The 23,874-nt window shown below is 39.2% G+C and carries 23 protein-coding genes and 2 pseudogenes; 6 read left to right on the forward strand and 19 right to left on the reverse strand.

The window, feature by feature from the left end; all coding sequences use genetic code 11:
* Positions 1 to 739 (reverse strand): annotated as a pseudogene (locus ADF68_RS11385) (IS630 family transposase); the annotation flags it as partial.
* A gap of 37 nt (positions 740 to 776) precedes the next feature.
* Between ADF68_RS11385 and ADF68_RS03460 the strand changes: the two are divergent.
* Positions 777 to 1,100, forward strand: a pseudogene (locus ADF68_RS03460) (IS30 family transposase); the annotation flags it as partial.
* A 55-nt stretch (positions 1,101 to 1,155) separates the two neighbouring features.
* On the opposite strand, the gene tehB reads toward ADF68_RS03460, so the two are convergent.
* From tehB to ybeY, 11 genes are all read right to left on the reverse strand, one after another.
* Positions 1,156 to 2,016: an SAM-dependent methyltransferase TehB gene (gene tehB / locus ADF68_RS03465; protein ID WP_049548651.1), complete on the reverse strand. Its 861-nt coding sequence runs from the start codon at positions 2,014 to 2,016 to the stop codon at positions 1,156 to 1,158.
* A gap of 14 nt (positions 2,017 to 2,030) precedes the next feature.
* Positions 2,031 to 2,498: an SsrA-binding protein SmpB gene (smpB, locus tag ADF68_RS03470; protein WP_001051741.1), complete on the reverse strand. Its 468-nt coding sequence runs from the start codon at positions 2,496 to 2,498 to the stop codon at positions 2,031 to 2,033.
* Positions 2,461 to 4,803: a ribonuclease R gene (rnr, locus tag ADF68_RS03475; protein ID WP_049548652.1), complete on the reverse strand. Its 2,343-nt coding sequence runs from the start codon at positions 4,801 to 4,803 to the stop codon at positions 2,461 to 2,463. Before rnr ends, smpB begins: the two co-directional genes overlap by 38 nt.
* A gap of 216 nt (positions 4,804 to 5,019) precedes the next feature.
* Complete coding sequence (gene secG, locus ADF68_RS03480; protein WP_000282514.1) at positions 5,020 to 5,253, reverse strand: preprotein translocase subunit SecG; 234 nt, start codon at positions 5,251 to 5,253, stop codon at positions 5,020 to 5,022.
* A gap of 39 nt (positions 5,254 to 5,292) precedes the next feature.
* Entirely contained in the window at positions 5,293 to 5,442 is a 150-nt protein-coding gene (gene rpmG / locus ADF68_RS03485; protein ID WP_001809104.1) for a 50S ribosomal protein L33, read from the reverse strand.
* Positions 5,442 to 6,641, reverse strand: a complete 1,200-nt coding sequence (locus ADF68_RS03490) for a multidrug efflux MFS transporter (RefSeq protein ID WP_049548653.1) — start codon at positions 6,639 to 6,641, stop codon at positions 5,442 to 5,444. Before ADF68_RS03490 ends, rpmG begins: the two co-directional genes overlap by 1 nt.
* Positions 6,628 to 7,233, reverse strand: a complete 606-nt coding sequence (gene coaE / locus ADF68_RS03495) for a dephospho-CoA kinase (RefSeq protein WP_049548654.1) — start codon at positions 7,231 to 7,233, stop codon at positions 6,628 to 6,630. The genes ADF68_RS03490 and coaE overlap by 14 nt, the downstream gene beginning before the upstream one ends.
* Entirely contained in the window at positions 7,233 to 8,057 is an 825-nt protein-coding gene (gene mutM / locus ADF68_RS03500; RefSeq protein ID WP_049548655.1) for a DNA-formamidopyrimidine glycosylase, read from the reverse strand. Before mutM ends, coaE begins: the two co-directional genes overlap by 1 nt.
* A 48-nt stretch (positions 8,058 to 8,105) precedes the next feature.
* Positions 8,106 to 9,005, reverse strand: coding sequence for a GTPase Era (gene era, locus ADF68_RS03505; protein ID WP_049548656.1), 900 nt, complete (start codon positions 9,003 to 9,005; stop codon positions 8,106 to 8,108).
* Between the two features lie 16 nt (positions 9,006 to 9,021).
* Complete coding sequence (locus tag ADF68_RS03510; RefSeq protein WP_049503550.1) at positions 9,022 to 9,417, reverse strand: diacylglycerol kinase family protein; 396 nt, start codon at positions 9,415 to 9,417, stop codon at positions 9,022 to 9,024.
* Positions 9,398 to 9,895, reverse strand: a complete 498-nt coding sequence (gene ybeY / locus ADF68_RS03515; protein ID WP_049548657.1) for an rRNA maturation RNase YbeY — start codon at positions 9,893 to 9,895, stop codon at positions 9,398 to 9,400. Before ybeY ends, ADF68_RS03510 begins: the two co-directional genes overlap by 20 nt.
* A gap of 104 nt (positions 9,896 to 9,999) precedes the next feature.
* On the opposite strand from ybeY, the gene ADF68_RS03520 reads away from it, so the two are divergent.
* Both ADF68_RS03520 and ADF68_RS03525 read left to right on the forward strand, forming a co-directional pair.
* Entirely contained in the window at positions 10,000 to 11,655 is a 1,656-nt protein-coding gene (locus ADF68_RS03520) for an Rqc2 family fibronectin-binding protein (RefSeq protein ID WP_049548658.1), read from the forward strand.
* 60 nt (positions 11,656 to 11,715) lie between these two features.
* Positions 11,716 to 12,573, forward strand: a complete 858-nt coding sequence (locus ADF68_RS03525; protein WP_049548659.1) for a YitT family protein — start codon at positions 11,716 to 11,718, stop codon at positions 12,571 to 12,573.
* 244 nt (positions 12,574 to 12,817) lie between these two features.
* On the opposite strand, the gene nox is transcribed toward ADF68_RS03525, so the two are convergent.
* Entirely contained in the window at positions 12,818 to 14,197 is a 1,380-nt protein-coding gene (nox, locus tag ADF68_RS03530) for a H2O-forming NADH oxidase (RefSeq protein ID WP_049548660.1), read from the reverse strand.
* A gap of 349 nt (positions 14,198 to 14,546) precedes the next feature.
* On the opposite strand from nox, the gene ADF68_RS03535 reads away from it, so the two are divergent.
* From ADF68_RS03535 to ADF68_RS03545, 3 genes are read left to right on the forward strand one after another with little or no spacing between them, the layout of a single operon-like run.
* On the forward strand, positions 14,547 to 15,437 hold the full coding sequence (locus tag ADF68_RS03535; protein ID WP_049548661.1) for an FAD:protein FMN transferase: 891 nt from the start codon (positions 14,547 to 14,549) through the stop codon (positions 15,435 to 15,437).
* A gap of 34 nt (positions 15,438 to 15,471) precedes the next feature.
* On the forward strand, positions 15,472 to 16,077 hold the full coding sequence (locus ADF68_RS03540; RefSeq protein WP_049548662.1) for an NADPH-dependent FMN reductase: 606 nt from the start codon (positions 15,472 to 15,474) through the stop codon (positions 16,075 to 16,077).
* Between the two features lie 17 nt (positions 16,078 to 16,094).
* Positions 16,095 to 17,339, forward strand: coding sequence for an NAD(P)H-dependent oxidoreductase (locus ADF68_RS03545; protein WP_049548663.1), 1,245 nt, complete (start codon positions 16,095 to 16,097; stop codon positions 17,337 to 17,339).
* 91 nt (positions 17,340 to 17,430) lie between these two features.
* On the opposite strand, the gene ADF68_RS03550 is transcribed toward ADF68_RS03545, so the two are convergent.
* The 6 genes from ADF68_RS03550 to ADF68_RS03575 all read right to left on the reverse strand — a co-directional run bounded on the left by ADF68_RS03550 (position 17,431) and on the right by ADF68_RS03575 (position 23,491).
* Positions 17,431 to 17,688 carry a DUF896 family protein gene (locus ADF68_RS03550; RefSeq protein ID WP_000187071.1) on the reverse strand — a complete coding sequence of 86 codons (258 nt, stop codon included), beginning with the start codon at positions 17,686 to 17,688 and terminating at the stop codon, positions 17,431 to 17,433.
* Positions 17,689 to 17,717: 29 nt separating this feature from the next.
* On the reverse strand, positions 17,718 to 19,754 hold the full coding sequence (glyS, locus tag ADF68_RS03555; protein WP_049548664.1) for a glycine--tRNA ligase subunit beta: 2,037 nt from the start codon (positions 19,752 to 19,754) through the stop codon (positions 17,718 to 17,720).
* Between the two features lie 216 nt (positions 19,755 to 19,970).
* Positions 19,971 to 20,888 (reverse strand): glycine--tRNA ligase subunit alpha, encoded by a 918-nt coding sequence (gene glyQ / locus ADF68_RS03560; protein WP_000038760.1) that lies wholly within the window; start codon positions 20,886 to 20,888, stop codon positions 19,971 to 19,973.
* Between the two features lie 647 nt (positions 20,889 to 21,535).
* On the reverse strand, positions 21,536 to 22,723 hold the full coding sequence (locus tag ADF68_RS03565; protein WP_049548665.1) for a tyrosine-type recombinase/integrase: 1,188 nt from the start codon (positions 22,721 to 22,723) through the stop codon (positions 21,536 to 21,538).
* Complete coding sequence (locus ADF68_RS03570; protein WP_000450956.1) at positions 22,695 to 22,964, reverse strand: DUF3173 family protein; 270 nt, start codon at positions 22,962 to 22,964, stop codon at positions 22,695 to 22,697. Before ADF68_RS03570 ends, ADF68_RS03565 begins: the two co-directional genes overlap by 29 nt.
* A 305-nt stretch (positions 22,965 to 23,269) precedes the next feature.
* Positions 23,270 to 23,491, reverse strand: a complete 222-nt coding sequence (locus ADF68_RS03575) for a helix-turn-helix domain-containing protein (RefSeq protein ID WP_049548666.1) — start codon at positions 23,489 to 23,491, stop codon at positions 23,270 to 23,272.
* Between the last annotated feature and the right edge of the window lie 383 nt (positions 23,492 to 23,874).

Raw genomic sequence — 23,874 nt, forward strand, 5'->3', positions numbered from 1 at the left:
CAAATCTGGTGAATAAGGTGGTAGAGGTAAGAAAAAGTGTTTATCTTTGACGCAAAGTTCATCCAAAATCTTCTTGGGATGAAAACTAGCATTGTCCATGACAATGACATGAGGGGTCTTCAAAGCAGGTAGAAGTTGCGTTTTGAACCACTCCACAAAGAAATCGCTCGCCATACTTTCCTTGTAAACCATAGGAGCTATAAACTCTCCGTCTACTTGTCCTGCAACAATCGAAGTCCGCTCAAAACGCCGTCCACTAATCTTTTCATAGACTTTCTCCCTTCTAGGAGCCCGTGCATAAGGACGATAGAGGTAGCGGTCGATTCCCGTTTCCTCAATATATACGACTGGTAAATCTTTTAGGCTATTCAAAATATCAAGAAATTCAGCGACTTTCTCTGGATCTTGTTCCTTAAAGCTAGTCGTCTTTTTTTAAAGTGATATTGATCTGCTTTAAAGCTGCCCATACTGAAGGAACAGCGCAATCAAAATGTGCCGCAATTTCCCGTAAGAAAGCGTCTGGATGAGCCTCTACAAAGGCTTTCAATTCCTCTAAAGGAATCTTTCGGCTTTTGGCGACTCGCTTTTTCTTCTCTAAGTGCCCTTGTTCACGTAATTTCTTTTCCCACGTGAAGAGAGTTCTGACGCCAACATCAAAAACTTGGGCCGCCTCGACATGGCTGTGCCCCTCTTTGATGTAATCTAATGCTCCTTGTTTAAAATCTGTACTATATGCCATAGCTTTATTATAACATGTGTTTTATAAACTAAGTGACTATAAAAGCGCTGAGTCGGTCAATCAGGCTCTAAAACTCATCTTAAAACAGCATCAAATTCTTTCCATCACGGCAGATAATGGAACGGAATTCAACCGCTTATCCGATGTGTTTTCTAAGGAACATATCTATTATGCACACCCCTATGCCTCTTGGGAAAGGGGGACTAATGAGAATCACAATAGGCTCATTCGTAGATGGTTACCTAAAGGAACTAAGAAAACGACTCCCAAAGAAGTCGCATTCATCGAAAATTGGATCAACAACTATCCTAAAAAATGCTTGAACTACAAGTCGCCTAGAGAATTTCTTCTTGGTGGCTAACTTGAACTTGAAATTTAGAAAAAAGGTTAGGACTTTTCCCAACCTTTATAGACGATTATTTTACTTTTTTAGCCAGCATTGTTGCAAAACGTAGTTGGATACGATTTCCGTTTTCATCACGACGGTGCAAATGACCAGGATTTTCATTATACTTCACTAACTCCCAGTCCTGGTAGTAATTTGCTAATTCCCCCTCTTTAAAGGTAAAGGGAAAATTAACTGAACATGGATAATCTTCCGTATCCATGGCACAAACAATCAAATTGTAGCCACCGATAGAGGTTTGTTCCTGGATGTTTCGGATAATAGCAGGAATACGTTCTGCTTGTAAAAACATGAGCACAACCGTTGATACGATAAAATCGTAACTTTGTCCAATGCTAGCTGAATTGATATCGTAGATACCGACAGGCATTTCTAAGTCTTCTTGCTCCACGATACTTTGTAACATTTCAAGGGACAGCTCATTTTGATCTACAGCTGTGACATCAAAGCCATGTTGAGCTAGAAAGAGTGCATTTCTTCCTTGACCACATCCTAGGTCTAGTGCCTTACATGGTTTTACTGTATCCATAGCTTCTAAGACTTCCGAATGGACTGGATTGCTATTGTATTTCTTAGGGAAGTAATCCTCTGCTTTACAATAAAATTCCAAGTACCATTCCACATCTTCTGTGGCAGCTTCTACTCTGTGCCAGGCTTGAGGTTGCGCCATAGGATTATCAGCACCTGCTTCAAAGAGATGCTCAGCTATAATTTCTCCCTCCTCAGTCAACTCAATAAACTTAAGAGTCCCTTTTAATACGGTAATCTTGCCCCAGGTTCCGACCTTAGTATTGTGTTTTCTTTGAACAGCTTCAGGCATGGTGTCTTTATTCCAGACAGGCATGCGTTTATAGGCAACTAGTTTTTCCATATTCTTCACTCTTTCTATCGGTGGTTAACAGCTTTCATAACACGCGCAATATCGCGATCTTGCTCGCGGCGTTTGATAGACTCACGCTTATCGTAATCGTGTTTCCCTTTTGCAAGTCCTAAAAGTAACTTGGCATAGCCATCTTTGATATAAACTTTAAGAGGAACCAAGGTCATCCCTGTCCCTTTGGTTTCTTGCTCTAATTTCTGGATTTGTTTTTTATGAAGGAGAAGTTTACGACGGCGTTCTGGCTCCTGGTTCCAGATATTGCCCTCTTCATAAGGAGCGATATGGACATTACTCAACCAAACTTCCCCATTCTTAACCTGGGCAAACCCATCTTTCAAATTGATACGAGCTGCTCGAACACTCTTGATTTCAGTTCCTGTCAAAACCATTCCTGCTTCTAGCGTATCAACGATCGTATAGTCGTGGTGCGCCTTTTTATTTTGCGCGACGACCTTTCCCTCGCCCTTTGCCATGCTTGGCTCCTTTCTTTGCTACTTCTTTGTAAAAAGGTTTCTTGCTCTTTTTCTTCATGTCTTTTGGAGAATGCTTGCGCTTATCACCTAAGCGACCAGATTTTCTCTTGTCTTCTTTCTTATCTGAACGACGCCCTCTATCCTTACGACCAGACTGTTTCAAACCTTTCTCAATGACATCAAATTCACTTGGAATAAAGGAGAAATCGATCTCGCCAGTCATCTTATCGGCTCTTTCGACACGAATACGGATCTGCTGCCCAACTCGGAAAGTAATTCCTGATTTCTCCCCACGGAGGGTTAAATCGCGTTCATTAAAATGGTAAAATTCAGGTAGATTGGTAATGTGAATCAATCCCTCAACTGTATTTGGTAATTCAACAAAAAGACCAAATTTAACGATGCTTGAAACAACTGCATCATATTCTTCACCAACGTACTCTTCCATGTATTCAGCTTTTTTCATGGCTTCGACTTCACGCTCTGCCTCGATAGCACGTCGCTCACGGTTGGAAGACTGGGTAGCAATCTCAGGAATGACCTGTTCAAAATGCTCTGCTACATCCTTAGAACGTCCATAGTCACGAATCATACGATGAACAAGAAGGTCAGGATAACGACGAATGGGGCTGGTAAAGTGAGTGTAGTAGTCTGCAGCTAATCCATAGTGACCGTGATTATGCTCAGAATAGCGAGCCTGCTGCATAGAGCGCAGAAGCATCATTGATAATACATCCGCATATGGCTCACCTTCCACAGCACGCATGATATCTTGGAGGGCTTCTTGACTAATCTCGCTAGCAGTTCCATAGATACGTAATCCAAAACTTGAAGCGTAATCAATAAATTTCTGAACCTTTTCAGCCTTAGGTTCCTCATGGATACGATAGATAAAAGGTAGGTCCAGCTTACTAAAGTGCTCGGCAACTGTTTCGTTGGCAATCAGCATAAAGGACTCAATCATACGTTCTGCAGTCCCACGATGACGAAGGACAATATCAACTGGCTTGCCTTTTTTATCTACCAAAATCTTAGCTTCATTGGTATCAAAATTTAAAGCACCACGCTTAATTCGCATACTTTCCAATGTTTCATGGAGCTTAGCCATGAGTTCGATGCTAGGGACGATTTTCTTATAGTCTTGTCTCTTCTCCTCATCACCTGCTAGGATGTCATTTACATCACTATAGGTCATACGGAAATTTGTCTTGATAACAGTCTGCGTAATCGTATAATTCACAACACGACCCTGCTTATTAATTTCCATAATCGCAGACTGAGTCAAACGATCTACGCGAGGATTAAGGGAACAGATACCATTTGAAAGGCGCTCTGGCAGCATTGGAACTACACGGTCTGTCACATATACAGAGGTCGCACGATTGAGAGCTTCCTTGTCAAGAGCAGAACCTTCCGTTACATAATATGAAACATCCGCGATATGAACTCCTAGTTCGATATTTCCATTTTTCAATGGTTTGATATGAACAGCATCATCCAAGTCTTTTGCATCAGCTCCATCAATGGTAAAGGTAATTTCATCTCTTAAGTCCAAACGACCTTCCAGATCCTTCTCTGATGGAGCGTCTGGCACATTTTCTGCCTCTTTGAGAACATCCTCTGGAAACTCGGACACAATATCCATTGATTCCAAGACCTCGAGGACATCAATCCCTGCATCTGTAGAATGTCCAACAACATCTAGCACACTAGCGACAAAGAAATCGTGTTTCTTACTTGGGTACTTATCGATAAAGACCTTGAGAACCTCTGTACCGTCTAACTGAATAGCTGGCTTCTTAACGTAGATTGGTTGACTAATCTTTTGATTTTTTGAACGGATGTAACCTGCATACTTGGGCTTTTCCTCATCAAGAACGATTTGCCCAACAACTGTCGTTAGACTGTGCTCTAGGATGTCGATAATCTTTGCTTCTGCGGCGGTTCCTTTGTTACGGTCAGCAACTTTCTTAATGACAACTTCAACAGTATCGCCATCAATGGCATAGTTAACATCATTTTTTCCTACAAAAAGATCGTCTTCTTCGCCTTCAAGACTTACAAAACCGAACCCATTTTTATGGGCATGGAAAATTCCTTTTAGGGTAATCTCATGTTTTTTCTTCTGGTCTAGGGTTAAACTACCATCTTCTTCAAAGCGAATCTGGTGCTTTCGTTCCATCAAGGAAAGAGTTTTGATTAACTCACGGAAGTCCTTTGAACAATCCTTTCCGAGAGCACTGGCCAAGTCATTGACTGTGACTCGTCCCTTTTCTTGTATATATTCTTTTATTCTATCTTTCATGTTTTCTTTCTAGATTTTTTAAATTCCTTTTGCTGTAAAACCTTCTCAAACATCATTTAATACTCAATAAAAATCAAAGAGCAAACTAGAAAGCTAGGCGCAGGTTGCTCAAAACACCGTTTTAAGGTTGCAGATGGAAGCTGACGTAGTTTGAAGAGATTTTTGAAGAGTATAAAAATAAAAATAGGCAAAGACCTAGTCCCGCCCATTATTTTCTTATCTACTTGATAATACCGTCAATGCTAAGGCAATGGCTAGCCAGAAAAAGACTAAAATTCCTGTCAAACGTTGCATCACAGCTTCAAAACCGCGCGCTTTGCTACGTTCAAACAAATCACCTGCACTGGCATCAAATACATTGCTAGATTGGTTTTTAGTTGGTTGCATGAAAATTGCAATCACAATCACAACAGATAATACTAATAGAATGGTTAATAATAGGTTATACATATCAAACTCCTTAAAATCCCTATTATTCTACCATAATTTCTACTTAGATTCAAGATGTAGAGTCACTTTTCTTTCTTTTGGGCAATACTTTAAGACCTCAATCTTGTCTGGATGGGTTTTGGAGTTCTTACTGGTTAGATAATTGATACTGCCACAAGAGGAGCATTTGAGATTGATTTTTACTCGCACTAGATTTCCTTCACTTTTAATAATGTTTTAAATTGGATAAGGTTAAATAAACAACTGAGAGCTACACAAAGAGCTGTTGCATAAAATACTGAGTGATAGCCAAATTGTCCCGCTACTGCTGATCCTGCTATGGGACCTATCACTCCTCCTAGATAAAAAAAGACTTGATTAAATGCAAATACCCTTGAAATGCCAACTTTAGGGGTCATTTTGCTTAGGAGAGCATTGACACCAGGTATCAGTGCTCCCGTCCCCAGACCAAATAGAAAACGATAGAAGCCTAATTGGAATGGGCTAGTCGCATTTGCACATAATAGATATATGAAAACTGAATATACCTGAGCTACGACAAGTAGTCGATGATTACCCACTTTATCACCTAATTTACCCATGATACCTGCGCTCATCATACTTGAAAATCCCATGCTTGATACAATCAAACCAGAGACAAAGAGAAGATTCTCTTTCTGTCCCAGATCTCGTACATAAAGGGCAAGGATGGGACCAATAGATTGGGCAGCAAATTGAATCACAAAGCTAGTTAGAAATAGATTTATCAGGAGAAAAGGGTATTTAACAGAAGTAAAGAGCTCTTTTGTAGGCAGTGCTTTTTCTTTTGGCACTGGTTGAAAGTTTTCTTTTATAAAAAGAATGGTTAAGATTGCTGCCAAGAACAGGAAACTACCGACCAATAAAAAGACATTTCGAATTCCAAAAATTTCGGCAATGAAACCACCTACAAATGGACCGGTCAAAGTTCCAGCGACAACACCAGTTGATAGAGTCCCTAGAGCGTATCCTGACCTATCTTTGGGAACTTGACTTGCAATTAAAGCTGTCGCATTGGGTACAAATCCTGTAAAAACTCCATTAAGAAACCGTAAGAACAAGAGCCAGAAAACATTTGGAACAAAGGCCAGACCACCCATAGTAATAGTCATAGCTAGCCCTGCACGAATCATCATGGGTTTTCGACCATACTTGTCTGCTAAGATACCCCAAACTGGTGATACGAAGGCTGCAGAAATGGCTGAGACTGATATAGCCAACCCTGAATAAAAGGCAACTTGATCTCCTTCAATTCCTAACTGTTCGACAAAAATAGGCATGAAAGGAACAACAAGAGAAATGCTGGCTCCCGTTAAAAAGCAACCAAACCAAGCAATACGAAGATTATCCTTCCAACTAATCTCTTTCAAGAGTATCGCCTCCTTGAAGTAGGCTGGCCACTTGACTCAACAGTTGCTCTCGACTCCCATTATTGTCTAAAATATGACTAGCCAATCTTTTCTTTTCTTCTAAAGGCCACTGGGAGGCCAGACGGGTTTGTGCGTCCTCTATAGTCAGATAATCTCTTTTCATTAAGCGATCCAGCTGGGTATCTCGACTTACATAAACTAGCCAAGTTTCATCGAACCATGAAGCATAGTTCTGCTCAAAAAGTAGGGGGATATCCATGAAAAAGAGAGCTTCTGTCTGAGCAAACTGATTTCGTAATGCAGCTAACTCCTCACGAATAATCTCACCTTGGGTTCTCTTAGACCATTCCTGCTCTTCTGGCTTTGAAAAAATAAGGCTAGCAAGCAAGGGGCGATTCAATTCCCCATCTTCTAGAAGGACTTTTTCACCGAAATGCTCTACTAAAATCTGATAAAGGCGACCACCAGGTTTTTGAAGTTGGTGAACAAGAGCATCCGCATCTACCACTTCAAACCCTTTTTGTCTTAGAAAATTTGTGACAGTGGACTTACCTGACGCAATACCACCAGTGATTCCGATTATTTTTCCCATCACTTTCTCCTTTGACATTTTGGACAAAAATGGGTTCCACGACCACCGAGTTGAATTTTTTCGATGATGGCTCCACAGCGAGAACATGCCTCTCCAGTCTTATCATAGACCTGATGAAAATCCTGCATGGTCCCATCCTCGCCAAAAGCATTGGTATAGGTGCGAATGGTTGAACCTCCTTTCTCGACAGCCTGGCTCAAAACAGCAATGGTCTGGTCATGAACGGCAGTCGCTTCATCTGCGGTCAAAGTCTGTGAAGGTCTTTCCGGATGAACTTTCGCTCTCCAGAGAACTTCATCCACGTAAATATTCCCCAGTCCAGCAACCAAAGTCTGATCGAGAAGATGCGATTTGATAGGTTTTTTAGATTTTTTCAAGGCTAGTTTAAAACTCCCTAAATCAAAATCTTGCTCAGTCGGTTCCGGACCTAATTTCTTAGAAATAAAGTAAGCTTCTAAAAGCTCAGGAGCAAGCAATTCCATAGTTCCAAACTTACGGACATCCTCGTAAACCAGAGTCCCACCATCTTCAAAATGAATCAAAACATGGGCATGCTTGCGTTCAGGGACTTGGTCTGGGTAATAAAAATACTTTCCTTCCATTCGTAGATGCGAAATCAAGACCTTGTCTGTTAGATAAAAAAGCAAATATTTTCCACGACGTCCTATAGATTTAACAACTTGACCAGGCAATTCTTTCTGAAATTGATCCAAATCTGTCTTTATCATCTTAGGATAACGAATATCAATGGTTGTAATCTTCTTTCCCAGAATCAATTTTTCAAGACCTCGTCGAACCGTTTCGACTTCAGGTAATTCAGGCATAGCTCCTCCTTCTCTAAAAACAAGAAGCAGGCTACTGCCCACCTCTTCTTAATATTCTTTTTCGTTATAGCCAAAGTCAGCCAAATCTAGCTTCTTATCTCGCCAGTTTTTCTTAACCTTGACCCAAGTTTCTAGGAAAACCTTGTCCCCTAGCATAAGCTCGATATCACGACGGGCCATAGTCCCAATCTTCTTGAGCATAGCACCACCTTTACCGATGACAATCCCTTTTTGGCTGTCACGCTCCACCATGATGGTTGCTCGAATATGAACCTTGTCAGTCTCTTCATCTCGTTTCATAGAATCCACCACTACTGCAACTGAGTGTGGAATTTCCTCACGCGTTAAGTGTAAGACCTTTTCACGAATCATCTCTGATACTAGGAAACGTTCTGGGTGGTCTGTGATTTGATCGGATGGGAAATATTGGAAACCTTCTTCTAAGTTTTCGCTCAAAATATCAATCAAACGCGAAACATTGTTTCCTTGTAGAGCTGAAATCGGTACAATTTCCTTGAAATCCATCTGATTACGGAAATCATCAATTTGAGCCAATAGCTGGTCAGGATGAACCTTATCAATCTTATTGACCACCAAAATCACTGGAACCTTAGCAGCCTTAAGACGCTCGATAATCATGTCATCGCCCTTACCACGCGCCTCATCTGCAGGCACCATGAAGAGAACAGTATCCACTTCACGAAGGGTGCTATAGGCAGATTCGACCATAAAATCTCCGAGAGCCGTTTTAGGTTTGTGAATCCCTGGTGTGTCGATAAAGACGATTTGTTCCTTATCAGTCGTGTAAATTCCCATGATTTTGTTGCGCGTTGTCTGCGCCTTGTCACTCATGATGGCAATCTTTTGCCCCATGACATGATTTAAAAAAGTTGACTTCCCAACATTGGGACGTCCTAAAATGGCTACAAAGCCTGATTTAAAAGTCATAATTTCCTCTTGCTGTTTAAAATAATAAATCCCAAATCCGTGGGAGAAAGATAAGTGCACCTGTCAAAGCGGCAAAAAGTGAGACCACAAGCACGGCACCTGCTGCCATGTCCTTAGCTTTCTTTGCCAACATAGAAAAGTGATAGTGACTAGCCAAATCTACTACATTTTCAATAGCTGAATTAATAATCTCAAAAGCTACCACCATGAAAATGCTCATAAGTAGAAATAACCATTCGATTCGTGACACCTGAAAAACAAAACCTGCAAGAACAACTACAAGAGCTGTCGCTGCATGCTTTCTCATATTACGTTCTTCCTCAATTGCAGTCAAAATCCCAGTGATGGCAAATTCTAAACTTGAGATTAGGTCACGATTTTTCCATTTTCGTTTATTGTCTTGTGAGTCCATAGGCTGTCAAAATTTCTTCTTGTAAACCGAACATCTCCGCTTCTTCTTCGGGAGTGTAGTGATCATAGCCGTTAATGTGTAAAAAGCCGTGCACTGCCAAGAAGCCCATCTCACGCTCAAAACTATGACCGTACTCCTCAGCCTGCTCATGTGCCTTATCAATGGAAATAAAAAGTTCACCAATATAGGCGTCAAATTCTGACATCATTTCTGCTAAGTCAGGATCATTTTCCAGATCTTCCTCATCAAAGGCAATCTCTAACTCCGGCTTATATTCAAGACTGATGACATCTGTTGGACGATCGGTATCACGAAACTCTAGATTAAGTTCATGGCTTCGTTCGTTGGTCACAAAAGTGACTGCCATCTCCTTGTCTTCTTTTCCTAACTTTTTAGCAGCAAACTCTAAAATCTCTTGAGTTTGTTGTAGAATTTCCTTTGAAACCTGACCTGTTTCATCTACCATTTCAATATACATGTATTTCTCGATTCTCTTTACTTGGCTTTATTATATCACATTTCTATGATTTTATTCTACCTTTTTGATATAATACTATGGAATACATTCACGAGGAGAGAACCATGTCATTTGATGGATTTTTTTTACACCATATGGTTGAGGAATTGCGATCTGAACTACTAAATGGTCGCATCCAAAAGATTAATCAACCCTTTGAACAAGAACTGGTCTTGCAAATCCGTAGCAATCGTAAAAGTCATCGTTTGCTCCTGTCTGCCCATCCAGTTTTTGGGCGCATCCAGTTAACAGAGTCCACCTTTGAAAACCCTGCTCAACCATCTACTTTTATTATGGTATTGAGAAAGTACCTTCAAGGAGCAGTTATTGAGTCAATCGAGCAGATCGAAAATGATCGTATCGTGGAAATCATGGTTTCCAATAAAAACGAGATTGGGGACCATATCCAGGCCACACTCATCATCGAGATTATGGGCAAACACAGTAATATTCTACTTGTAGATAAGTCTAGTCACAAAATCCTTGAAGTTATCAAGCATATCGGTTTCTCTCAAAATAGCTACCGTACCTTATTACCAGGTGCTACTTATATTGCTCCTCCAAGTACAGAAGCTCTCAATCCTTTCATCGTCAAGGATGAAAAATTATTTGAGATTTTACAAACCCAAGAGTTGACTGCTAAAAATCTTCAAAATCTCTTTCAAGGTTTGGGAAGAGATACAGCAACCGAGTTAGAAAAACAACTGCTTAATGATAAACTAGCCACTTTCCGGAACTTCTTTAGACAAGAAACCAAGCCATGCTTGACTGAGACTTCCTTCAGTCCAGTTCCTTTTGCAAATCAGGTGGGAGAGACTTTTGCCAGTCTTTCTGATTTGTTGGACACCTACTATAAGGATAAGGCAGAGCGTGATCGTGTGAAGCAACAGGCAAGTGAACTGATCCGTCGAGTTGAAAATGAGCTACAAAAAAATCGTCAAAAACTTAAAAAACAAGAAAAAGAACTCCTTGCTACTGAAAATGCAGAGGAATTTCGTCAAAAAGGTGAATTGCTAACGACTTTTCTTCATCAAGTTCCCAATGACCAAGATCAGGTCATTTTGGACAACTACTACACCAATCAACCTATCACGATTGCACTTGATAAGGCACTAACGCCAAACCAAAATGCTCAACGTTACTTCAAGCGTTATCAGAAATTAAAAGAAGCTGTTAAATACTTGACTGAACTAATCGAAGAAACCAAGGCTACTATTCGTTACCTAGAAAGTGTAGAGACAGTTCTCAACCAGGCTGGACTAGATGAAATTGCTGAAATTCGTGAAGAATTAATTCAAACAGGATTTATCCGCAGAAGACAACGCGAGAAAATCCAGAAACGACAAAAACCTGAAAAATATCTTGCAAGCGACGGAAAAACAATTATCCTAGTTGGTCGTAACAACCTTCAAAATGACGAGTTAACCTTTAAAATGGCTCGTAAAGAAGAACTCTGGTTCCATGCTAAGGACATCCCTGGAAGTCACGTTGTTATCACTGCCAATCTCAATCCTACTGACGAAGTTAAGACAGATGCGGCAGAGCTAGCTGCCTACTTTTCAAAAGGCCGTCTCTCCAACCTCGTTCAGGTAGATATGATTGAGGTCAAAAAACTTAATAAGCCCACAGGTGGAAAACCAGGATTTGTGACTTATACTGGACAAAAGACTCTCCGTGTCACACCCGACCCTGAGAAAATTCAATCCATGAAAGTAAAATAAGGACTTTTAACCTGAAGGCTGTCAACATTTTAGATTTTTTAAAAAAAGGAGGTAAGCTCAATGCTACGGCATATCAAGTCTATTTTAACCATTATATTCGGAGCTGCCATCTATGCCTTCGGACTCACGTATTTCGTTGTGCCCCACCACTTATTCGAGGGGGGAGCAACTGGGATCACCTTGATTACCTATTATCTCTTTAACATTCCCATCTCCTTGATGAACCTGTTAATCAATATCCCGCTCTTTATTCTAGCCTGGAAAATATTTGGTTCAAAGACTCTGTACACAAGTTTGCTCGGAACCATTTCCTTATCCATTTGGTTAGCAATCTTTGAAAAGATTCCTCTCCACTTTAATCTTGAAGGAGATTTGGTTATCGTTGCCTTGGTTGCGGGTGTTCTTTTGGGACTTGGTCTAGGTGTTATCTTCAATGCTGGTGGTACCACTGGTGGAACAGATATCGTCGCTCGAATCCTGAACAAGTACACCAATATCTCCGTTGGAAAATTACTCTTTGCACTAGACTTCCTTATCCTAATGCTCATTTTAATTATTTTCCAAGACCTTCGTCTCGTAACCTACACACTTCTATTTGACTTCATCGTCTCAAGAGTTATTGACTTGATTGGTGAAGGCGGATATGCTGGCAAAGGTTTTATGATTATCACTCAAAAGCCTATGGAAGTGGCAGATAAAATCAATGAAGAGTTAGGTCGAGGTGTCACCTTCATATCTGGACAAGGTTACTACAGTCAAAAAGATTTAAAAATTATTTACTGTATCGTAGCAAGAAATGAAATGATTAAGATGAAAGAAATGATACATACCGTGGATCCGATGGCCTTTATTACCATCACTGAAGCACACGAAATTTTAGGAGAAGGGTTCACCTTCGTAAAAGAAGAAACTTCATAACATCTAGATATCAAAAATGAGGCTGGGACAAAAGTCCTAGCCTCTCAATTGTCTTTGGATTGTCGAGCAAGACGCAGTGGTTGAGTGGGCTCTACTTCGCTGATTTCATCAGATTTTACAGCCCTACTCAACTGTGCGTAGGTGGGACGACGAAATCGAATTCTAACGAATTACCGATTTCTGTCCCACTCTCATTTTTTTGATGATAAAAACGGAAGAAGCAAATCCCCCGTTTCACAAATCATTATTTTTCAGCTGTCAATGCTGCCATAGTGATGTAGTTGTATGGTTTATTGAAGTGTGGCAAGAAGAATAGGTCTGTCAAGGCCAATTTTTCAATTGTAACGTGTTCTTGGATAGCAAGTGAGAACATGTGGATTCCCATAGCGATTCCAGGATCACGTGATACCATTTGAGCACCAAGGATTTCACGGCTATCTTTGTCGAAGACAATCTTGATAGCTACTTCATGGTTGTCATGTTTCATAAATTCTGGTTTTTGAAGATCGTTGAAGCCAGTTTCAGTTGCATTGTAACCTGCAGCTTTTGCTTTTTCAAGTGTCAAACCAGTTGAAACCATGTGAAGACCATAGATAGAGATACCATTTGATCCTTGAACACCGATTCCTTCAAGTTCATGTCCACAAGCGTTGTAAGCACCTACGATACCAGTACGAACTGCGTTTGATGCAAGAGCGATGTAGCTAGTGTCTTTACGAGCGTTATCATAAACAGTCGCACAGTCACCCACAGCGAATACACCTGGGATAGATGTTTCTTGTTTTTTGTTAACAAGGAAAGCACCGTTGCGGAAGAGTTCAATCTTACCATCAGCAAGAGCTGTGTTAGGACGGAAACCAACTGCAAGGATAACCATATCAACGTCAAAGCTTTCTTTGTCAGTGATCAAGCGTTCAACTTTACCATCACCTTCGATAGCTTTAACAGTTTGACCAAGTGCCAAACGGATGTTGTGGTCTTCCAAGTTTTTAGCCATCAATTGAGTGAAGTCTTTGTCGTAGTAACCGTTCAAGACTGTGTCTACGATGTCAACAAGGACAACTTCTTTTCCAAGACGTTCGAATGCTTCAGCAAGCTCAACACCGATATAGCCACCACCAACAACAGCGATACGTTCAAGGTGTTTGCTCTTGTCAGCAAGTTTATTAATCACTTCTTCAGCGTTTTGGTACAATTTAACGAATTGTACATTTTCAAGAGTAGCTTTGAACTCACGGTTATCTTTAACAATTTCAACACCTTCAATTGGTGGCAAGATTGGTGTAGAACCAGTTGCAAAGATCAATTTTTCGTATGATTCTTTGTGTTCTTTTCCGTCAACTTCTGCAGTAACAACTTTGTTGTCATAGTCGATTGAAAGAACTGGTGAGTTCATGTAAACTTTAGCACCCTTTGCTTCCAATTTTTCTTTATCTGAATAGAAGAGACCTTCTGGACCATCGATTTGCTCACCAATCCATAGAGCCATTCCACATCCTAGGAATGAAATGTTTGAGTTTTGGTCAAAGACAACGATTTCATTTTCACTTCCAAAATTGTCCAACATAGTGTTGATACAAGCAGTTCCAGCGTGGTTAGCGCCCACGACTACGATTTTACTCATAAGATAATTCCTACCTTTAAATTTTTTATTTACCTTCCTAGTATATCATTTTCTGTGAGCGTTTACAAGTTTTTTACTTATTTTCCTTTATTTTTGGAAATATCGACAACATATATTAATTTATTTTCAGCGCTTTCAAATTTTATTTTAAGGAAATTTAGTTTGTTTGAGCATATTTCTTGACTTTTTGTAAAAAACAATTTGTGAAAACGCTAACTTTATGATATTCTATTTATATGGAAATGAAATATAAATCTTCAGATTGCTTTCATATCTGGATTTACAACTATTTCCAATTGATTTGAAGGGAGTTGATTTTTTGCCTTTCAGTTCATTATCTGAACGGTTAATGGGAACTACGATTACTATTTCCTTGGTACATGAACAAGCGGATAATCTTCTCCGTCAAGCTTTTAATTTGCTCAAGGAACTTGAATTTCGATTTAATGCGAATAGCACCGAATCGGAATTGATGGAAATTAACTATCAGGCGGGAATTGCCCCAGTTAAGGTCCACCCTGATTTGTTTGAACTGATTTCCTTAGGTTTAGACCATAGTCTAGCGCCTGGAAGTCATCTCAATATCGGTATCGGTCCCTTGGTTCAAACCTGGCGTATTGGTTTTTCCGATGCGAAAGTTGCTAGTCCTGAAGAAATTTCTTCCGTTTTACCATTGATAGAGCCCCGTTTTATCAAGCTTGATTCAATTGATTCTACTGTTTTTTTAGAAAAAAAAGGGATGAAAATTGATTTAGGTTGTTTAGCGAAGGGCTATAGCGCAGATAAGGTTGCTACTTTCTTAAAAGAAAATGGTGTCACTTCTGCTCTTATCAATCTTGGGGGAAATATCCTTACCATTGGCAATAACCAAGCCAGAAATGGACAACCTTGGCAAATTGGTATTCAAGACCCTAATCATCCACGTGGTAATCACCTGATGACCTTATCTATTACTGGAAAATCCGTTGTTACTTCTGGAATTTATGAACGGCATCTTGAAATCGATGGAAAGGATTATCATCACATTTTCGATAGTGAAACTGGCTATCCTATTGAAACGGATTTGGCTAGTTTAACGATTATATCTGACCGCTCAGTTGATGGTGAGATATGGACCACACGATTGTTTGGCCAACGTAGCGCTTCTATCATTTGGCAAATCGAAAATATCGATGGAATCGAAGCCATCCTTATTGATAAAGATGGACATATCGCTTGTTCATCCGGTATCCAAAGATAAATAATAAATAATGCAAAAAGAGAAAGGAAAGCTCATGCTAAAACTTATTGCTATTGTAGGAACTAACTCTAAATGTTCCACAAACCGCCAACTGCTTCAATATATGCAAAAACACTTTGCTGATAAAGCAGAAATCGAATTGGTAGAAATTAAAGACCTACCAGTCTTCAACAAACCAGCCGACAAACAAATCCCGGCTGAGGCTATGGAAATCGTAGCTAAAATCGAAGCAGCTGATGGTGTTATTATTGGTACTCCAGAATATGACCACTCAATTCCAGCTGTACTTATGAGCGCCCTTGCTTGGATTTCTTACGGAGTATTCCCACTTTTGAATAAACCAGTCATGATTACTGGTGCTTCATATGGTACTCTTGGTTCTTCACGTGCTCAATTGCAACTTCGTCAAATTTTGAATGCGCCAGAGATTAAAGCGACAGTTCTACCTGACGAATTCTTGCTTTCTCATTCTCTTCAAGCATTTGATAAGAATGGTGACTTGGTAGATCTTGATGTTATCAAGAAATTGGATGCCATCTTTGATGACTTCCGTATCTTTGTCAAGATTACAGAAAAATTGCGTAATGCACAAGAACTTCTTCGTAAAGATGCAGAAGAATTTGACTGGGAAAATTTGTAAGATAGGAGATCGAAAGAATGAAATTTGTTGGACTTGTTGGATCAAACTACGACCAATCATATAACCGCAAACTCTTGGAATTCATCCGTCGTAATTTCAAACTGAAATTTGAATTAGAAGTTCTTGAAATCGATGAAGTTCCAATGTTTAACCAAGACGAAAAATGGGACGAAAGTTTCCAATTGCGCCTTCTTTACAATAAAATTACTCGTGCTGATGGTGTGATTATTGCTACTCCTGAGCACAACCATACAATTTCTGCTTCACTCAAGTCAGTTCTTGAATGGCTTTCATATGAAGTACATCCATTTGAAAACAAACCAGTGATGATCGTGGGTGCTTCTTACTACGACCAAGGAACTTCTCGTGCCCAAGTTCACCTTCGTAAAATCCTTGACGCACCAGGGGTGAATGCCTATACTCTTCCAGGGAATGAATTCCTTCTTGGAAAAGCTAAAGAAGCTTTTGATGCTAATGGAAATATTATCAACGAAGGAACTGTTAAATTCCTTGAAACTTGTTTAGATAACTTTGTCAAATACGTAGGAGTCGTTTCTAAATTGAAAAAACCAAAACCAATTGAACCAGAAGACTTGGATTGTGGAAAACCAATCGCTACAACTATTACAGAAGTTGACCCTGATGATCCAGAATGGGTAGAAAAAGTTGCAGAAATTACAGGCGCTGTGTCTGGTGATACATATGTTAAACTTGACCATGGTATCTTGACTGTTAACCAAATTGATATGTTCTTGAAAGCTATGCCTTTTGAATTGACATACGCTGACGATAACAACCAATTCCTCTACTACAACAATGCTCACCAAGATCCAGACACCATGTTTGCAAAACGTGTACCATCTCAATCTGGTAGCCGTATGTCAACAGTTCATGGATCACTTCCACCTGCACGTATGAAAAACGTTGAGTGGGTTATTGGTACGCTTCGCAATGGCAACCAAGAATACGTACGTACAATTGTTCCAGGTTCACCTGCAGGTGTTATCAATACTCACAACTACCAAGCTATGTACTATCCTGATGGATCATATGCTGGTATCAATGAAATTGTCTTTAACTTCCAACCATGGCTTGACTGGTACTTGAAAGAAACTGGTCAACGTTTGGTAGGAGGAAGCGGTCCGTTTGCTCCTGCTGGAGGCCACGGTGACGCAGATGCTACTTCTGGTGCTTCTGATGCCGGAGGTCACGGTGATGGAGGTCATGGAGACGCGGATGCTACATCTGGGGCAAGTAACTAGAATCTAATACTAAAGGAACCTCTTTAGGTTCCTTTTTTTTAAAACAAAAACTCGGTTAGATTTTACTAACCGAGTTTTCTATATCTCAAAATTATGAATTTGGATCGTCAAGACTACGACCATGCAGACCTTTTTCACGTTGTACCTGACGAAGTTTCTCAGGAGTCACATCATTTCCATCTTCATCTACGATTTTGATCCCTTCAATGTGATGACGAACTGAACGACGATAACCTTCAATATATTCCTCACGAAGTTTAGCTTGTTCTACTTTTTCTTCTGCAGTCAAGCCTTCTGTTTTTTTCTTTTTAGCAAGCTCATTAATACGAGCGATTTTTTCTGGTGTCATATATGGACCTCCAATCTACTATTTAGTTTCTATTTTGTATTAAGAAGATTAAAAGCAGCGACTGTTTTCGCTTTATTGACAAGTTCAGCTAGAATAGCCAAACGATTATTCTTAACATCAACATCATCTGCCATAACCATTGTATTATCAAAGAAAGCATCAATAACTGGACTAAGAGCAAATAATTGCTCTAATTTATCACTAGCTGAACCTTTCAATTCTAAGCTTTCTACAGCTTGAGCTAGTTCTTTTTCTTGTTCATTTTCAAAGAGGCTAGTATCAACTTTGACTGAGCCTTCTGCTTTTTCCGCTAGGTTGAAGGCACGAGATAATGATTCAACTGATGATTTGTAGTTTTCAGTTTTTGCAGCTTCAGTTAAGGCTTCTGCTGCTTCAATCATATCTGCAACAACAAAGTTTGAACTTGCAAGAACAGCTTCCTTAATATCTTTTGAAGTAGAACCTATCATCTTATCAACACGAGCTTTGATGAAGTTAAGCACTTCTTCTTGATTATCGTAAGTTAGGCTATCAAATGATAAAGCATAAAGGCTAGCAATCAATTCGTCCATTGGAATATTCCATCCAAAGTCTTCCAAGATACGGACAATCCCTTGTGTTGCACGACGAAGAGCATAAGGGTCATTTGAACCAGATGGAATCAAGCCAACAGAGAAGAAGGACAAAAGAGTATCCAATTTATCAGCTAGTGCAAGGATAGCTCCGACTTTAGACTCAGGAAGAGCTCCGTCAGCAGAATCTGGAAGGTAGTGTTCACGGATAGCTTGTGCCACTGTAGCATTCTCACCAGCGAGAAGCGCATATTTCTCACCCATGATCCCTTGAAGCTCATCAAATTCACCAACCATACCAGTCAAGAGGTCAAACTTATAAATAGCTGCAGCACGAGCAAGGTCAACAGTTTCATCAACTGATAAACCTGCTTTTTCTGCCAAAAGGATAGCAATTTGCCCAGTACGAATCATGTGTTCACGTAATGAACCAATCTTTTCATGGAAGGTTACGTGTGATAATTTAGCTACAAGATTTTCAATCTTCAATTTTTGGTCTTCACGCCAGAAAAATTCACCATCTTCAAGACGCGCAACTAAGACTTTCTCATTTCCTCGGATAACATTATCCAAATACTCTGCATTTCCGTTACGGACAGAAATAAAGTTTGGTTTTAGATTTCCATCAAGGTCACGAACTACAAAGTAGCGTTGATGAGTCTCCATTGAAGTGACCAAAACTTCTTCTGGAACCTCTAGGTACTTAGGATCAAAATTCCCCATGAAGGCAGTTGGGTATTCAACCAAATTCAGAACTTCATTCAAGAGTCCTTCATCAATTTGTACCTGAACACCTTCTTTAGCTTCAATAGCCTTAATTTGCTCACGAATCATATTTTCGCGTTCAGTGCTATCAGCAATAACATAAACTTTGCGCAGGTCTTCTTCATAGCTGTCAGCATGCTGAATTTCTACTTCGTGACCAAGGAAACGATGTCCACGGCTAACTCTTCCTGAATGAATATCTAAGAAATCCATATCGAGTGCCACATCATCCAAAAGAACTGTCAACGTATGGACTGGACGAATATATTCAAAGGTATTGTTTGCCCAGTGCATACTTACTGGGAAGCTTAAACTAGCCAAAACTTCTGGAATTCCAGCCAAAACTTCCTCAGCTGGTTTTCCAGCCTCATGCTTAGTTACGTAGACATATTCTTCACCTTTGATTTCACGAAATTCGATATCATCTACAGTCAAGCCTTTACCACGGACAAAGCCTTGCGCTGCTTTAGAGAAATTTCCTTCTGCATCCAAAGCAATTTTTTTAGAAGGTCCTTTAAAATCTTCAGTCAAATCCGTTTGTTGGTCAGCCAAACCAAGTACGCGAACAGCCAAACGACGTGGAGTTGAGAAGGTTTGAATTCCTTCGTATGAAAGACGGTTATTATCCAAGAAGGCTGCCATTTTTTCGCCTAGTTGTTTTTCACTTGGTGTGACAACGTAGGCAGGTAACTCTTCGAGTCCTAGTTCTACTAATAAGTTTTTTGTCATGTTTTTTCCTTTACACAATCAATTAATTTTCTTCAACAAGACCTTTAGTAGTGGGGGACGCAAGCAAACCTTCGGTTTCATTGCTAACTGCCAAGCCTTAAGTTTCGTCAGTTCCCCAGTCGGATAAGAAACTTCTTATCCGACTTTCACTACAGCGGTCTTGTTTTATTTAGCGACCAACGGTCGACTTTCAGTCATTTATTCCTATAATTCTGCCTATTCTTCCTCTTCTGCTAAGAGTTTTGCGCGTGTAGCTTCGTCAAGAAGTGGGTATCCAAGTTTCTTACGTTCGGCGACGAAAGTTTTAGCTACAACACGGGCCAAGTTTCGGATACGAGCGATATAACCAGCACGTTCTGTAACTGAAACTGCTCCACGAGCATCAAGCAAGTTGAAGGTATGTGAACATTTCAAAACGTAGTCGTAGGCTGGATGCACAAGACCTAGTTCTAATGCACGTCCAGCTTCTTTTTCAAATTTTTCGAAGTTTTCAAGAAGCATGTCTTGATCTGAAACTTCAAAGCTGTATTTTGAATGCTCGTATTCAGGTTGAAGGAAGATTTCTCCGTATTTAACACCTGGAGCCCACTCAATATCATAAACAGAGTCTACTTCTTGGATATAAGAAGCTAAACGTTCCAAACCATAAGTAACCTCGGCTGTAACAGGACCAGTTGCCAAGCCACCGACTTGTTGGAAGTAAGTGAATTGAGTGATTTCCATACCGTCAAGCCAAACTTCCCAACCAAGACCTGCTGATCCAGTTGATGGGTTTTCCCAGTTATCTTCAACGAAACGAATATCGTGTTCCAAAGGATTGATACCCAATTTTTCCAATGACTCTAGGTAGAGCTCTTGAATGTTTGATGGTGATGGTTTCATCACCACTTGGAATTGATGGTGTTGGTAAAGACGGTTTGGATTTTCCCCGTAACGACCGTCTGCTGGACGACGTGATGGCTCTACATAAGCTGCATTCCATGGCTCAGGACCAATAGCACGAAGGAAAGTGTAAGGACTCATGGTTCCCGCACCTTTTTCGTTATCATAAGCCTGCATGAGCATACAACCCTGGTCATTCCAGTATTGTTGCAAAGTCAAGATAATCTCTTGGAAGGTTAGTTTTTTAGACATTATTAACTCCTTTTTTATCTAATTTCTTGCGACACGAGTCTGCCTCGTCGATTATACGAGGCAAGACGAGTTAGTACTGCGTCTAGCTCAGACACCCTAGTACTGAGCGTAAGGCAGTCCGACTGTAAGGAGGTCTCTGCCACTGACACAGTAAAATGTTAATTTCTTAGACATTGAATACTCCTTAATTAAAATTAATTTCTTGCGACCTAGAATACAAAAAGAACCGTGTCATTGCTCCTAAGTCAAGTGACCTAGGGGCGTCAGAAACGCGGTTCCACCCTAATTTATTACTTCATTATTTATAAAAAATATACCAAAAGCGCCACACTCATCTCTCAATCACCTGGCTCTCACTACCACAGGCTCGCTTAGGATTTACTGATAAGATATTCTTTCTTGACGTCTATTATAACAAAAAGGAATGAAAAAGTAAAATTATTTTATCACTAGTCCTATATATTTCTTAGCCAAATTAATTTAACTGCCCCTTTTTTGCCCTTTTTGAACAAAAAGAAAAACCGCTACTCCTAAGAATAGCGGTTTAATCATGTTTTTAAGCTACAAATGTAGTCGCTCTATTATTTAAGAGTAACAATTTGCTAATCTTATTTCCGCCCAGTATTAGTGGGTTAATTCCTCCATTTTCAACTTTGGCAGGAATTTGGTAGGTAAATTGATAATCCAAGATTATCTAAACTGTTTGTAATCTCTTCTGAAATTGTTGAATCACCTGAATAATACCAGTGACTATATGTATTCAACGTGGTTGACTTATCAGCGTGTCCTAATCGATATGAAACATATAAAGTATCCTTATGTAACACATTTATAAGATAAGATGCATGACTATGTCTTAATCCTTTCCCCGTAATTTCTGGTACACCAGTAATCTTAGCATGCCTTTTTATTATCCTAGAAATTGTAGACTTACACAAGGGGGCACCAAAACGTGATATTACATAATCTTTATCATCATTCTTGATTTGAACTTCTCGCCATTTTTTAAGTGTTGTAATCGTAAAATCATCTAAATCAATTTTACGATTCCCTGCTACTGTCTTTGTTTGTTGTTTAGCATACCATACACCGTTTTTATCTTTCTCAATCGTCGAATGAACATGAATCCATTTACGTTCAAAATCAATATCTTCCCATTTAAGAGCAATACCCTCACTAACTCTTAAACCAGTCATAAAATATAACCAGATCGTCATGTAATTATGGAGTCCCTCATACTCACTAATATCAAAAGAGTTTATTACCTTCTTAAATTCATCAAATGTCCAAAATTTTGTATCAGGGTGCTTTCCTCTAGGATTATCTAATCCTTTAAAAGGAACTCTATCAATATAACCCAATCTTTCTGCATAGCCCAGACATGCTTTAAATCTAGACCACATATTTTTAGCATAGTTACTAGAATACTTGTCTATAATAGCTAAGCGAAATCTTTCACAGTCAATAGTACTAATATCTGATAATTTTTTACTACCAAATTGCTTAATAAATAACTGATGATGTGGTAAAGCGGTCTGATAAGTTACAAATTGAACTTTTTGTTGATAATATTTTAAATAAATCTCTTCCATAAACTCTCTAAAAGTTAGAAAACTATTATTAATAGTAGAGTTCACAAATTCATGTTTTAAACGAAGTATCTCTTCATATGCTTCCTTAAAAGAATTAAACGGTAGTCCCTGTTGATTTTTCCTTCCTTTCTTTTGAATTCTTTTCCCAGTTATTGGATCAACTCCTAATTCAATTTGAAAATAAATTTTTCCTTTTGAATCTTTGTATACACCTTTATATTTCTTTGTCTTTGATATAACCATTTTTCTCACCTTCTATATCTGAAAAAGAAATACCAATTAAATTTTCTACAATATTTTTAGGAGCAATGCCTAACCTTTTATTATCGAAAGGTGAACATCCTAATTGTACCGCATTCTTATCATTTTTTCTAGCTTCTTCAAACTTTTTTACAGCAATCTTTTTTGCTTGTCTAATAATATTTCTCGATGTGTGCTCTGGAAAACCAATCGCAACTAAATCTTTATAGTTTACTGTTTCCATGATTTTACTACTTCCTTTCTTAGATTTTTTCACCTCCATGGCATGACTGATGAAGTCATCATAAGAATTACACTTACTGCTCTTTTACGGTGGCAGCCTGAACGGTCAGAAGTATCATTGTATATCATTTGTATCATGGCATATAAAGTATCGCTCTATTTTATTGATGGTTTTAATGTCGCTCTTATCATGGCGAGCCATTCAAAACTGCTCCACAAATGAGGAAAGTACCATTTTGGACTATTCAATTGTCAAAGAACAAATAAAAAATCTCCTCATTTTCACACTCTATGAAATTGAGGAGATTATTTTCCAAAGCGAATTTTATCAGGAAAATCTGTCAATCCCAATAGGTAGTCTGTACTGACATCGTAAAAGTTTGAGAGAGTTACCAATACATCTGCCGTTAAGGCATGCTCACCCCGCTCAATTTTAGCATAAGCTGAGTTTGTAAACGAAAGTATTTTAGCTATTTGTTTTTGGGTCAAATCGTGATCTTCCCTCAAATCTCTCAAACGTCTGTACATCTAGCTTTCTCCTGAGAAAAGTATAATATATAAAACTAAGAAATCATTCAAAGTGTCCAAATTGGACATTTTGAACTAAAATTAATTTATTAAACACTTCTCATAAGCATATCTATTATAGGTAAGACGATATTAAGAAAGACGGTCAAAATCTATTAACCGTCTAAAAATAAAAATGTTATAAGCTATTAAAAAATCAGCAGTAATCCGGTAACAAAAGTCGCATAATTTTGTTAAGAAAGGAATTAATGATGTTCAGATTACTGCTAACCAGAAAATTGAAAAATGGTCAACATGATATTTCTAATGTGAATCTCTTACTTTCAGAACCTAAAGGTTGAATAATAGCCACCCCTACTTATCAATAAAATTATCCGTTGCAT

Origin of the sequence: Streptococcus pseudopneumoniae, from assembly GCF_001068775.1 — a bacterium.
Lineage (GTDB): Bacteria > Bacillota > Bacilli > Lactobacillales > Streptococcaceae > Streptococcus > Streptococcus pseudopneumoniae_N.

Coding starts and splice junctions, on each gene's coding strand:
- tehB (WP_049548651.1), bottom strand. CDS start 2,016: ATGGAAAAACTAGTTGCCTATAAACGCATGCCTGTCTGGAATAAAGAC.
- smpB (WP_001051741.1), bottom strand. CDS start 2,498: ATGGCAAAGGGCGAGGGAAAGGTCGTCGCGCAAAATAAAAAGGCGCAC.
- rnr (WP_049548652.1), bottom strand. CDS start 4,803: ATGAAAGATAGAATAAAAGAATATATACAAGAAAAGGGACGAGTCACA.
- secG (WP_000282514.1), bottom strand. CDS start 5,253: ATGTATAACCTATTATTAACCATTCTATTAGTATTATCTGTTGTGATT.
- coaE (WP_049548654.1), bottom strand. CDS start 7,233: ATGGGAAAAATAATCGGAATCACTGGTGGTATTGCGTCAGGTAAGTCC.
- mutM (WP_049548655.1), bottom strand. CDS start 8,057: ATGCCTGAATTACCTGAAGTCGAAACGGTTCGACGAGGTCTTGAAAAA.
- era (WP_049548656.1), bottom strand. CDS start 9,005: ATGACTTTTAAATCAGGCTTTGTAGCCATTTTAGGACGTCCCAATGTT.
- ADF68_RS03510 (WP_049503550.1), bottom strand. CDS start 9,417: ATGGACTCACAAGACAATAAACGAAAATGGAAAAATCGTGACCTAATC.
- ybeY (WP_049548657.1), bottom strand. CDS start 9,895: ATGTATATTGAAATGGTAGATGAAACAGGTCAGGTTTCAAAGGAAATT.
- ADF68_RS03520 (WP_049548658.1), top strand. CDS start 10,000: ATGTCATTTGATGGATTTTTTTTACACCATATGGTTGAGGAATTGCGA.
- ADF68_RS03525 (WP_049548659.1), top strand. CDS start 11,716: ATGCTACGGCATATCAAGTCTATTTTAACCATTATATTCGGAGCTGCC.
- nox (WP_049548660.1), bottom strand. CDS start 14,197: ATGAGTAAAATCGTAGTCGTGGGCGCTAACCACGCTGGAACTGCTTGT.
- ADF68_RS03535 (WP_049548661.1), top strand. CDS start 14,547: ATGGGAACTACGATTACTATTTCCTTGGTACATGAACAAGCGGATAAT.
- ADF68_RS03540 (WP_049548662.1), top strand. CDS start 15,472: ATGCTAAAACTTATTGCTATTGTAGGAACTAACTCTAAATGTTCCACA.
- ADF68_RS03545 (WP_049548663.1), top strand. CDS start 16,095: ATGAAATTTGTTGGACTTGTTGGATCAAACTACGACCAATCATATAAC.
- ADF68_RS03550 (WP_000187071.1), bottom strand. CDS start 17,688: ATGACACCAGAAAAAATCGCTCGTATTAATGAGCTTGCTAAAAAGAAA.
- glyS (WP_049548664.1), bottom strand. CDS start 19,754: ATGACAAAAAACTTATTAGTAGAACTAGGACTCGAAGAGTTACCTGCC.
- glyQ (WP_000038760.1), bottom strand. CDS start 20,888: ATGTCTAAAAAACTAACCTTCCAAGAGATTATCTTGACTTTGCAACAA.
- ADF68_RS03565 (WP_049548665.1), bottom strand. CDS start 22,723: ATGGTTATATCAAAGACAAAGAAATATAAAGGTGTATACAAAGATTCA.
- ADF68_RS03570 (WP_000450956.1), bottom strand. CDS start 22,964: ATGGAAACAGTAAACTATAAAGATTTAGTTGCGATTGGTTTTCCAGAG.
- ADF68_RS03575 (WP_049548666.1), bottom strand. CDS start 23,491: ATGTACAGACGTTTGAGAGATTTGAGGGAAGATCACGATTTGACCCAA.